At 61.4% G+C, this 11,913-nt stretch carries 11 protein-coding genes; 2 read left to right on the top strand and 9 right to left on the bottom strand.

From position 1 onward, the window contains the following. Positions 1–987 (top strand): type II secretion system F family protein, encoded by a 987-nt coding sequence (locus NBH21_RS13605; protein WP_250914153.1) that lies wholly within the window; start codon positions 1–3, stop codon positions 985–987. 8 nt (positions 988–995) lie between these two features. Here the strand turns inward: NBH21_RS13605 and NBH21_RS13600 are convergent, their stop codons facing one another. From NBH21_RS13600 to NBH21_RS13560, 9 genes are all read right to left on the bottom strand, one after another. Beyond that, entirely contained in the window at positions 996–1,154 is a 159-nt protein-coding gene (locus NBH21_RS13600; protein WP_250914154.1) for a hypothetical protein, read from the bottom strand. 95 nt (positions 1,155–1,249) lie between these two features. Continuing rightward, positions 1,250–1,723, bottom strand: coding sequence for an SRPBCC family protein (locus tag NBH21_RS13595; protein ID WP_250914155.1), 474 nt, complete (start codon positions 1,721–1,723; stop codon positions 1,250–1,252). 134 nt (positions 1,724–1,857) lie between these two features. Further along, complete coding sequence (gene pncB / locus NBH21_RS13590; RefSeq protein ID WP_250914156.1) at positions 1,858–3,162, bottom strand: nicotinate phosphoribosyltransferase; 1,305 nt, start codon at positions 3,160–3,162, stop codon at positions 1,858–1,860. Positions 3,163–3,282: 120 nt separating this feature from the next. After that, positions 3,283–3,549 carry a hypothetical protein gene (locus NBH21_RS13585; protein ID WP_250914157.1) on the bottom strand — a complete coding sequence of 89 codons (267 nt, stop codon included), beginning with the start codon at positions 3,547–3,549 and terminating at the stop codon, positions 3,283–3,285. A 94-nt stretch (positions 3,550–3,643) separates the two neighbouring features. Further along, a complete protein-coding gene (locus NBH21_RS13580; RefSeq protein WP_250914158.1) occupies positions 3,644–4,606 on the bottom strand; it encodes a 2-hydroxyacid dehydrogenase in 963 nt (320 codons plus the stop codon). Between the two features lie 46 nt (positions 4,607–4,652). Next, on the bottom strand, positions 4,653–6,281 hold the full coding sequence (locus NBH21_RS13575) for an ABC transporter ATP-binding protein (RefSeq protein WP_250914159.1): 1,629 nt from the start codon (positions 6,279–6,281) through the stop codon (positions 4,653–4,655). Then, positions 6,278–7,423, bottom strand: a complete 1,146-nt coding sequence (locus tag NBH21_RS13570; protein WP_250914160.1) for an ABC transporter permease — start codon at positions 7,421–7,423, stop codon at positions 6,278–6,280. The genes NBH21_RS13575 and NBH21_RS13570 overlap by 4 nt, the downstream gene beginning before the upstream one ends. A 1-nt stretch (position 7,424) precedes the next feature. After that, positions 7,425–8,519 (bottom strand): microcin C ABC transporter permease YejB, encoded by a 1,095-nt coding sequence (locus NBH21_RS13565; RefSeq protein WP_250914161.1) that lies wholly within the window; start codon positions 8,517–8,519, stop codon positions 7,425–7,427. A gap of 151 nt (positions 8,520–8,670) precedes the next feature. Beyond that, the gene (locus NBH21_RS13560) at positions 8,671–10,518 is read right to left on the bottom strand and encodes an extracellular solute-binding protein (RefSeq protein WP_250914162.1); all 1,848 of its coding nucleotides are present in this window, start codon (positions 10,516–10,518) and stop codon (positions 8,671–8,673) included. 330 nt (positions 10,519–10,848) lie between these two features. Between NBH21_RS13560 and mepA the strand changes: the two genes are divergently transcribed. Then, positions 10,849–11,865: a penicillin-insensitive murein endopeptidase gene (gene mepA / locus NBH21_RS13555; RefSeq protein ID WP_250914262.1), complete on the top strand. Its 1,017-nt coding sequence runs from the start codon at positions 10,849–10,851 to the stop codon at positions 11,863–11,865. The last annotated feature ends 48 nt before the right edge of the window (positions 11,866–11,913 follow it).

Genomic DNA, 11,913 nt, shown 5'->3' with positions numbered 1-11,913 from the left:
ATGAATGAAGACTTCGCGGCAAGCCTGACAAATCCCTCGCTGATCATCGCGGTCCTCGTGGCGATCGCGGTGTTCGCCACCCTTTACACCATCGCCATTCCCTTCTTCGAGCGCGGCAATCTCGACAAGCGCATGAAGGCGGTCTCCACCGAGCGTGAGCAGATCCGTGCACGCGAGCGGGCGCGCATGAATGCCGAGACGGCCCGCGGCAAGGCGAGCCTTCGCGCAAACAACAACCAGTCGGTCCGGCAGATCGTCGAACGCCTCAACCTGCGTCAGGCTCTGGTGGACGACGCCACGCTGGACAAGCTTCGCGCGGCAGGCCTACGTTCGCAGAACGCGCTGAACATCTTTCTCTTCGCGCGTTTCTTCCTGCCGTTCCTGACACTCGCAATCACCGCCATCTGGATCTTCGCGCTTGGCAATCTTGCGGAAAAGCCGCTCGCGATCCGTCTGCTCGCCACGATCGTCGGCGGCTATATCGGTTTCTACCTGCCGAACATCTATGTCTCGAACCGTATGAGCAAGCGGCAGCATTCGATCCGCAGGGCATGGCCCGACGCACTCGACCTGATGCTGATCTGCGTTGAATCCGGGATTTCCATCGAGGCCGCCATGCGTCGCGTGGCGGATGAGATCGCCATCCAGTCACCGGAACTCGCCGAGGAAATGGTTCTGACGACGGCTGAACTTTCCTTCCTGCCGGATCGCCGAACCGCGCTTGAAAACCTCGGGCTTCGCACTCAGCTCGACAGCGTTAAAAGCGTTACCCAGGCGCTGATCCAGGCGGAGCGCTACGGCACGCCCGTCGCACAGGCGCTGCGCGTACTCGCGCAGGAAGGCCGCGACGAGCGCATGAACGAAGCGGAAAAGAAAGCGGCGGCACTGCCGCCGAAACTCACCGTACCGATGATCCTGTTCTTCCTGCCGGTGCTGATCGCCGTCATTCTCGGACCGGCCGGCATCCAGGTTTCCGACCGGTTCTGACGCCTCCGTCAGTGGACCGTAGGTTCCTGCTCGTCCTGCAGGAGGGCAAGGGCGTCGCGCAGAGCATCGACGAGGATATCGGTCAATTCGTCACCCCTGTTTTCGACAATGAGCATCTGCAGCGCTACGTCCTGCTGCTCGAAGAAGTGATCGGGATCGTTCGTCATTTTCATATCCTATACGCGCCGAATCACATTTTCGGCCTCAAGCCACTGTCGCTCCAGTGGCTTGCGCAAGGCTTTCAGGCGGGATGCCGCCACATTCACGCGGAGGCGCTGACCGCCCCGCCGGGAGCCGCGGTCACCAGCTCCGCAAATTTCGAGAAGAACTGCCCGGCAAGCTTTTTTGCGGTGGAATCGATCAGACGGGAACCGAGCTGGGCGATCTTGCCCCCGACCTCGGCCTTGACCGCATAACTCAGGATCGTGGCATCCGGCCCATCGGCCTCAAGCGAGACATCGGCTCCGCCCTTGGCAAAACCGGCAATGCCGCCCTTGCCCTCACCGGAGATCGTGTAGGAACGCGGCGGATTGAGGTTCTGCAGTTCCACGGCGCCTTCGAACTTCGCCTTGATCGGTCCGATCTTCAGAACGACCTTTGCGATCAGGTCCGTGTCGGAAGTCTTTTCCAGTTCCTCGCAGCCGGGTATCGCCTGACGCAGGATGTCCGCGTCGTTCAACGCCCGCCATACCGTTTCGACCGGAGCCTCGATCCGTTCGGTGCCGTTCATGTCCATGATGTCTTCCTCCCTGAAGCGATGTGGTCACGCTTTCCACCACGCCCCTCCCCGGGCGCAGCAGAATATTTGACCGACAGCTTACAGACAAGCGGACGGATCGCAAGAACCGGGCATCGGCCTTGCTGTCGATATCAGACGAGCACGACCTGCTCCACGCGGTCGTCCGAGCCGAAGAACTTCAGGTAGCGTTCCACTTCGGCCGGATCGCCGGTCGCCTTGCGCGGATTGTCGGAGAGCTTGACCGCTGGGCGGCCATTCGCATCGCTCACCTTGCAGACCAGCGAAATCGGCTTCAGGCCCTCGATCTCGCGAGGCGCGCAGCCGGCGAAATCGTTGGTGAGGTTGGTGCCCCAGCCGAAGCTCATGCGCACGCGCCCCTCGAAATGACGATAGGTGTCGATGATCGCATCGACATCGAGGCCGTCGGAGAAGATCAGCAGTTTCTGCCGGGGATCACGCCCCTTCTGCTTCCACCATTCGATGATCTTCTCGCCGCCCTCGATCGGCGGGGCGCTGTCGGGGCGGAAACCCGTCCAGTCCGCCACCCAGTCGGGCGCATTTCGCAGGAAGGCTGCGGTGCCATAGGTATCCGGCAGGACGATCAGCAGGTTGCCGCCATAGAGACGGTTCCAGTCCTGCATCACCTTGTAATTCGCAGCCGCGAGTTCCTCGTCGTTGCGTGCAAGTGCTGCCGTCACCATCGGCAGTTCGTGCGCGTTGGTACCGACGGCCTCGAGATCAGAATCCATGGCGAGCAGCACGTTGCTGGTGCCGGTAAAGGCTGGGCCGATGCCTTCCTTCAGGGCTTCGACGCACCAGCGCTGCCACAAAAAACTGTGCCGGCGACGGGTACCGAAATCGGAGATCCGCAGGCCTGGAAGCTCACGCAGGCGCTCGACCTTCGACCACATCTTGGCCTTGGCGCGAGCATAGAGGACATCCAGCGTGAAAAGCCCGAGAGACTTCGACACTGCGCGCGAGCGGAGCTCGTTGATGATGGCAAGCGCGGGGATCTCCCACATCGTGGTTTCCATCCACTTGCCATGGAAATGCAGGCTGAACTGGCCGTCCTTCTTTGACAGTTCGTATTCCGGCAGTTGAAAATTGGAAAGCCAGGTCAGGAATTCCGGCTCGAAGATCTGGGCGCGGCCGTAGAAGGTGTTACCCGCGAGCCAGATCGCCTCCTTCTTGGTAAGGCGCAGCGAACGGGCGTAATCCAGCTGGTCGCGCAGTTCGGTCTCGTCGATTTCTTCCGCCAGGCGCACCGTCTTGGTGCGGTTGATCAGGCTGAAGGTTGCGTTCACATCCGGATAGAGCTTCCAGATCATCTGCAGCATCAAGAGCTTGTAGAAATCCGTGTCGATCAGGCTGCGGAGGATCGGGTCAAGCTTCCATGTGTGGTTGAAAACCCGTGTCGCGATATCGGTCTTGGTCATCGGCGGACAGTCCTGCAAACCGCGGCCGACTGCGACCGCTTTCGGCGACCGGGATCAGCCCGGCCGCTTCACGCGTCACTTATCAGAAATTCGGTTCACAAAGTCCATATCCCCGGAGGACTACTGTTGCGGCGGATTGTTCTGCGCCGGCGGAGCCGTTTCCTGCTGCACCGGCTGGTTGGACTGGTTTTCAGGCGCCGTGGCGCTGCCCCACCATTCGGTCGGTATCCATACCAGCAATGCGAGGATCAGGCCCGCAAGCAGAATGACGAGTACCGGCTTGCCGAGAAGACCCTGCCTCGCCTCGGTCGCGGACAACGCTTCCTGCTTCGGTTCGACGGAACCCGGTTGCAGATCGGGATCAGGGGTGTCTGAACGCGGATCCATGGAAAATCTCCCTGTTTCAGCGTGATGGCGACCCGATGTCGCCAACGGATAACAGGGAAACGAAGAGGCTTCGGATATAGTTCCGCCCGTCGGCTCAGTAGCCAGCCATGCGATCGACGACGTGCTGCAGAGAATCGCCGCCCTCCAGACGCGCCATCTGCCTGTCGGCATGGCGGAAAAGCGCCCTGACATCGGAGGAAGCCGCCGCATGGGGGGTGATGATGACGTTTTCGAAATCCCAGAGCGGGCTTTCCGGGGCGAGCGGTTCCTTCTCGAAAACGTCGAGCGAGGCCGCGCCAAGGACGCCGCCTTCAATCGCCGAGACGATATCCGTCTCGACCTGGCTGCCGCCGCGGCCGGCATTCAGGAAAACAGGTCTTTCGAGAGCGCCGCCCTGGCGAAGCTTGGCAAACAGGGAGGCGTTATAGATGCCGCGCGTCTCCTCGGTCAGCGGCAGAAGGCCGACGAGAATGTCGGTCCTGGCGAGGAAGGCATCGAGCCCCGCCTCGTCGAAGGTCTCGACACCCTCAATCACCTTCATGCTGCGCGACCAGCCGACGACCTCGAAGCCCATGACCTTGAGCTTGCGGACGGCATCCTGACCGAGAACGCCGAGACCCATGACGCCGACGGTCACATCGCAGGCCTCGGGCTGCGGATCGAGTTCGCGCCATTCATGGTTCTTCTGCTGGCGAGCATAGGCGAGCGACCTTCGCAAGTGGGTCAGGCATTGCAGCACGACCCACTCGCTCATGCGGTCCGTCAGGCTGCGGTCGACGAAACGGACGATCGGCACATCGGGCAGTTCGTAAGCCGTCAGGATATGATCGACACCGGCGCCGCCGGAAAAGATCACCTTGAGGTCCGGCATGCGGGAAAACAGAGCCGGATCCGGCTTCCAGACGACGGCATAGGCGCTGCCGGAAAGATCGCGGCCAGCATTTTCCGCCAAGGCCATGTCAATGATCTCGCGGCCGGGAAAGGCGTTCTTCAAGCCTGCGACGACGCTTTCGCGGTCGAACTTCAGGTCGATGACGACGGGGCTCTTGTCGGACATGGTCACTCTTTCCGTAAGCAGGATGTTACTGGCGGTAAGCGGGATGTTACTGGCTGACGCCGCCGATCTCGACGGCTTCGAGATTGAAGGCGGCGGCCATCAGGGCGCGGGTATAGTCTTCCCTGGGCGCGGAGAAGATCGAACTCGACGGCCCCTGCTCCACCACCTTGCCGGCGCGCATGACGATCACCTCGTTGGCAAGCGCCTTCACCACGCGCAGGTCGTGGCTGATGAAGAGATAGGCGAGGTCGTGCTTCTTCTGCAGGTCGCGCAGCAAATCGACCACCTGTGCCTGCACCGTCATGTCGAGCGCCGAGGTCGGTTCGTCGAGCATGACGAAACGGGGTTTCAGCACCATGGCGCGGGCAATCGCGATGCGCTGCCGCTGGCCACCGGAAAACTCGTGCGGGTAACGCCAGCGGGTCGCCGTATCGAGGCCGACCTCCTCCAGCGCCCAGCAGACCCGGGCATCGCGCTCATCCGCCGACAGCGCGCTCTCGTGGACCTTCAAGCCTTCCGCGATGATCTCGCCCACCGACATGCGAGGGCTGAGCGAGCCGTAAGGATCCTGAAAGACGATCTGCAGGCGGTCGCGCAACGGACGCATCTCGCTATAGGAAAACCCGTCGATTTCCTGCCCGATGAAGCTGATGCGACCCTTCGACGAGATGAGGCGGGCCAGCGCCAGACCAAGCGTCGTCTTGCCGGAGCCGGATTCGCCGACGACGCCGAGCGTCTGGCCGGCGCGCAGCACCATGTCGACGCCATCAACCGCCTTCACGTGATCCACCACCTTGCGCAGGAAGCCGGCCTTGATCGGGAACCAGACGCGGATGTCTTCACCCTTCATCACCACCGGCTTGGTCTCATCGAGCGCCGGCGGTTCGCCGCGCGGCTCGGAGCCAAGAAGCTTTTTCGTATAGTCGTGCTGCGGATTGTTGAAGATCTCCTCCACCGGCCCGCTTTCGACGATCCGGCCCTTGGTCATGACGCAGACCCGGTCGGCAAACTTGCGCACGATGCCGAGGTCGTGGGTGATGAACAGCATGGACATGCCGTGATCGGCCTTCAACTGTCGGAGAAGCGCCAGAATCTGCGCCTGAACGGTCACGTCGAGCGCGGTCGTCGGCTCATCGGCGATCAGCAGTTTCGGCCGGTTGGCAAGCGCCATGGCGATCATCACACGCTGGCGCTGGCCACCGGACAATTCGTGCGGATAGGCGGAGAGGCGCTTTTCCGGTTCGCGGATGCCGACCTGCCGGAGAAGCTCCAGCGTCCGTTCGCGCGCCGCGGGTCCGCTCATCGCCTGGTGCAGTTCGAGGATCTCGCCGATCTGCTTCTCGATGGAGTGGAGCGGATTGAGCGAGGTCATCGGCTCCTGGAAGATCATCGTCACGTCATTGCCGCGCACTTGACGAAGTTCCGCCTCGGGCAACTTGAGAAGATCACGACCCTCGAACAGAATCTCTCCCGAAGGATGGCTCGCCGCCGGATAAGGCAGGAGGCGCAACACGGAGTTGGCCGAGACGGACTTGCCGGAGCCGGACTCGCCAACCAGCGCCACGACCTCGCCCGGGGCGATGTCGAAGGAGACCCGGTCGACGGCAAGGGTCTCCTTGCCGCCCTGATGGAAGGCGACGGAAAGATCGCGGACGGAAAGAAGCGGAGCGGTCATCGGAAGGTCTTCCTCGGATCGAAGGCGTCACGCACGGCTTCGCCCACGAAGATCAAGAGCGACAGCATGATCGACATGGTGAAGAAGGCGGTGAGGCCGAGCCACGGAGCCTGGAGGTTGCGCTTGCCTTGGGCGATGAGTTCGCCGAGCGAAGGCGATCCCGGCGGCATGCCGAAGCCTAAGAAGTCAAGCGATGTCAGCGTGGTGATCGAGCCGGAGAGAATGAAGGGCAGGAAGGTCAGCGTGGCGACCATGGCGTTCGGCAGGAGATGCCGGAACATGATGGTCCAGTTGCCGACTCCGAGCGCGCGGGCGGCATTCACATATTCGAAATTGCGGGCGCGCAGGAATTCCGCCCGCACGATGCCGACGAAACTGACCCATGAGAACAGCAGCATGATCCCGAGCAGCACGAAAAAACCGGGCGGCAGAATCGCGGCAATGATGAGCAGGATGTAAAGCACCGGCATCGAGGACCAGATCTCGATGAAACGCTGCATCAGAAGGTCTGTCCAGCCACCGAAATAGCCCTGTACGGCACCGGCGGTGACGCCGACGAAGGCCGAGCAGATGGTCAGCACGAGGCCGAACAGGACCGAGATGCGGAAGCCATAGATCATGCGGGCGGCAACATCGCGCGCCTGGTCGTCGGTGCCGAGCCAGTTGAGATTGCCGAGAATGCAGTTTGGATCCTGATCCTTGAGCGGATAGGCCGAGCAGCGCTCCGCCTTGTCCATCAGCCAGAAGGGCGGCGTCGGGGCGGAATGCGGAATGTCCGAATTCACTGTGCGGTAGGAATAGCGGATCGGCGGCCAGATCATCCAGCCATTGGCGTTGATCTCGTCGCTGATGAAGGGCGAACGATAGTCGGTGACGGCGAGGAAGCCGCCGAACTTCTCCTCCTGATAATCGACCACCACCGGGAAAAGGATCTCTCCCTTGTAAGAGGCGATCAGCGGCCGGTCGTTGGCGATGAATTCAGCGAACAACGACAGGACGAAAAGGATCATGAAGAGCCAGAACGACCAGTAGCCGCGACGATTGGCCTTGAAGTTTTCAAGACGCCGTAAATTCGTCGGCGAAAACCATGGCTTCTTCACGGGAGCTGCGACAGCGGTACGGGCGGTTTCGACGGAAGACATGTCAGACATCCCTCCGGTCGAAATCGATGCGCGGATCGATCCAGGTGTAGATCAGGTCGGAGACGAGACCGACGACAAGGCCCATCAGCGAAAAGATGTAGAGGGTGGCAAAGACGACGGGATAATCGCGATTGACCACCGAGAGATAGCCGAGCCGGCCGAGGCCATCGAGCGAGAAGATGTTCTCGATCAAGAGCGAGCCGGTGAAGAAGGCCGAGATGAAGGCTCCGGGAATGCCGGCGATGACAATCAGCATGGCGTTGCGGAACACATGGCCATAAAGCACCTGCCGTTCGTTCAGGCCCTTGGCGCGGGCGGTCACGACATACTGCTTCTTGATCTCGTCGATAAAGGAATTCTTCGTGAGCAGCGTGGTGGTGGCGAAGGCCGACAGCGACAGCGCGATCAGCGGCAGGGTCAGGTGCCAGAAATAGTCGACGATCTTTTCCCACCAGGACAGTTGGGCGAAATTGTCGGAGACGAGACCACGCAGCGGGAACCAATCGAAGAAGGAACCGCCGGCGAAAAGCACGATCAACAGGATGCCGAACAGGAAGCTCGGCACGGCATAACCGATGACGATGACGCCGGAGGTCCAGACATCGAAGGGAGAACCGTCCGCGACAGCCTTCTTGATGCCAAGCGGGATCGAGATCGCGTAGGAGAAGATCAGGATCCAGACGCCGAGCGAGATCGACACCGGCATCTTCTCGACGATCAGGTCGATGACCGTGGTGTTGCGGAAGAAACTCTCGCCGAAATCGAAGCGGATATAGTTCCACATCATGTCGAGGAAGCGGGTGAGCGGCGGCTTATCGAAGCCGAACTGCTTTTCGAGCTTGGCAATGAGTTCCGGATCGAGCCCCTGAGCGCCGCGATACTTGGCGTTCATCTCGTCGTTGCCGAATTGCTGGTTGAGCATGTCGCCGCCGCCGGAAAGGCGCTGGTCGGCGCTATCGCCCTGCCCGGTCAACTGGGCGATCACCTGCTCCACCGGGCCGCCCGGCGCAAACTGGATGACGAGGAAGGAAATGCCCATGATGCCGACAATGGTCGGGATCATCAGCAGGAGACGTCTGAGGATATAGGCACCCATCAGGCCGTCTCTCCCGCGTGGCGCATAATGTCCGTCTCAAGTCCCGCTATCAATCCGTTTGTCCTTTTCCGCCGGCAGACGGCGCTGCCGGCCCATGCGATTCGTGGGGTTTATTGGTAGCTGCTCAAATGTGGCACGCAAGCCCCGCAGCTCACTTCGATGCGCCCTTGGCCCACCAGATGGACGGAAAGCCGATACCGTATGTCGGCAATTCCGCCGGCCGAGCCAACTTGTCCCAATAGGCGATGCGCGAGGAGCGCATGGTGTAGGACGGCACAGTGTAGCTTCCCGCCAACAACAGTCGATCCAGCGCCTTGACCGTCGGGATCAGGGTGTCGCGATCCTTGGCGAAAATGATCCGGTCGATCAGCTTGTCGATCGCAGGATTGGAAATGCCGGCATAGTTCTGCGAGCCTTCCTGCCCGACCGACTGGGAGCCCCAGTAGTTCTTCTGCTCATTGCCCGGATTGAGGCTCTGCGCCCAGCCAAGATAGATCATGTCATAGTCGAAGCTGCGGACACGGTTGGTGTATTGCGACGCATCGACGGTGCGGACCGACACCGTGACGCCGATCTTCTTCAGGTTATCGGCGAACGGCAGCGCCACCCTCTCGATGGTCGGGCCGCTCAGCAGGATTTCGAAGGAAAGCGGCGTTCCGGTCTTCGTATCGGTCATCCGGCCGCCCTTGATCTCGTAGCCGGCCTCGCGGAAGAGCGAGACGGCAGTGCGGAGATTGTCGCGCAGCTTTGCGGGATCGCCAGACACCGGGTTCTTGTATTCGGCGGTGAAGACTTCCGGGGGCACGCCATCGCCGAGCCCCTTCAGGATTTCCAGTTCCCTGCCTTCGGGCAGCCCCGTGGAAGCGAGTTCGGAACCGTAGAAATAGCTGTCGATGCGCTGGTACTGGCCGAAGAAGATCGTGCGGTTCAATTCCTCGAAATCGAAGGCATAGTTCAGCGCCTTGCGGACATGCGGATCCTTGAACTTGTCGCGGCGCATGTTGGGGATGAAGCCGACGAGAATGCCTGAGGTCTTGTATTCGTTGTCCAGCACCTCCCGCTTGACGCGACCGTCGGTGACTGCAGGGAAATCATAGGAACGCGCCCAGCGCATGGCGGAGTTTTCCGCCCAGTAATCGACATTGCCGGACCGGAAGGCCTCGAACTCGACATCGAGGTCGGCAAAATAGGTGTAGGTCTGGCTGCGGAAGTTGTTGTAGCCGATGTTGACGTTGAGATCCTTGCCCCAATAATCGTCGCGAAGCTCGTAGCGGATCGTCGAACCGGGCGAGAAGGCGGCGATGCGATAGGGGCCCGAGCCGAGAACCGGCTCCAGCGTCGTCTTCGATATGTCGCGCGGCTTGCCGTCCGGGCCGTTGGCCGTCCACCAGTGCATCGGGACAATATCGAGTTCACCGACGATGACGGGCAATTCACGATTGTTCTTCTCGTCGAAGGTGAAGGTGACTTCGCGTTCGCCGGTCTTTTCCGCCTTCAGCACATGCTGGTAGTAGCTGGCGTATTTCGGATTGAGATCCTTGAACCTGTCGAAGCTGAAGACGACGTCCTCGGGCGTGACCGGCCGGCCATCCGCCCATTTGGCCTCCGGCCGCAGGCGGAACTTCGCCCAGGCGTAGTCTTCCGGGTAGGAAACGGCTTCGGCAAGCAGGCCGTAGACCGCATCGACCTCGTCCATCGACGGCTTCAGCAGCGTCTCGGTGACCAGAGAAGCACGCGGCGTCAGGCCGGCGGCAAGCTCGCCCTTGTCGAGCACGGGATTGAAGGTGTCGAAGGTGCCGTCGGCGGAAAGCTTCAGATCACCGGCCTTGGGCGCATCGGGATTGACATAGTTGAACCGGGGAAAATCCTTCGGATATTTCGGCGCCTCGATGACGGCGAGCGCGTGGCGCCATTCAGGTTCCTGCGCCTGCAGCGCCTGCGGCACAAAGGTCGCCGCGGCCAGCGCAAGAATACCCGCCCTCAGGAAAGCCAATCCCATGCAAATCACCCCAGTTGTTTTCCGTTGGCATGAGCATAGGCCAAACCTCGGCAAAAAACAGACCGGAGGGAGATCACGATTAAAGCATGTCGCGCAAAAGTGAGCAGCGGTTTTGCGGCAACGACATGCGATGAACAAAAGACCGAAGGCGAAAGGAGCGAATCTGAAAGATCGCGACACGCCTGAGATCACGGATTCAACAAAATCGGCATTCAGGTTAAACTTGAAGCAAATCACCCGGCGAAGCGGGTGGAGGAAATGCGGCGGGCGGGCATGATGATGAGAACTGTTTCGAGGCGGCTGGCGTTGGTGCTGGCCTTTACGGCAAGCATGGCGGGCGCCATCGCGGACGGATGGGCGGCCGACGGCCCGCCCGCCAAGGAACTCTTCGGCGGGGTGAAGCTGCCAACACGGGCGGAGCCGAGTTCCTACGGCTTCTATTCTAAGGGCTGTCTTGCCGGCGCCGTCGCCATTCCGACCGATGGACCGACGTGGCAGGCGATGCGCCTTTCGCGCAACCGCCGCTGGGGCCATCCGCAGATGATCACCCTGCTCGAGCGGCTTTCGCAGGATGCCGCGAAATACGACGGATGGCCGGGCCTCCTGCTCGGCGACATCTCGCAGCCGCGCGGCGGGCCGATGTTGACCGGCCATGCCTCCCACCAGATCGGGCTCGACGCCGACATCTGGCTGACGCCGATGCCCTCGCGCACGCTGACGGCGGCCGAACGGGAAAACATCTCGGCCACTTCGATGCTCGACACCAAGAAGTTCCTCACCATCAATGAGAAAGCGTGGACGCCGGGGCAGGCGCGCGTGATCATGCGGGCGGCGAGCTACCCGCAAGTGGAGCGTATCTTCGTCAATCCCGCGATCAAGAAGAAGCTTTGCGACACATGGCAGGGCGACCGCACCAATCTCGGCAAGGTGCGCCCCTATTACGGTCATGATTACCATTTCCACGTCCGCATCAAATGCCCCGCCGATGCCGTGGGCTGCAAGGATCAGGCCGATATTCCGCCCGGCGACGGCTGCGACAAGTCGCTGGCCTGGTGGTTTACCGACGAACCCTGGGCAAAGCCGAAGAAAGACCCGAACGCGAAGCCCGCGCCCAAGCCGAAGCCGATGCAGCTTGCCGACCTGCCGAAGGCCTGCTCCCTGGTGCTCAAGTCTCCAGCTGTAGACAGCGAGTGGGCGGCAACCTATTCCGCCAACGGAGCGCCCCCCGTTTCGGCACTGACTTCGCCGCCGCAACCGGCAGCAGCAGGTTCGGCCATCGCGGCCCAGATGCCGGACGCTCCGCCGGTCGATGTTCCGGTTCCGCTGCCCCGTCCGGCCGGCAATTGAACACGCGCTCACCGGTCTTGCCCGGCTCCTTACTCTGGGTCGGGCTTT

The organism is Ciceribacter sichuanensis (assembly GCF_024055605.1).
Classification (GTDB): Bacteria; Pseudomonadota; Alphaproteobacteria; order Rhizobiales; family Rhizobiaceae; genus Allorhizobium; species Allorhizobium sichuanense.
Note: the sequence above shows the minus strand (reverse complement) of the source record. Positions and strands in the feature narration are given on the sequence as shown.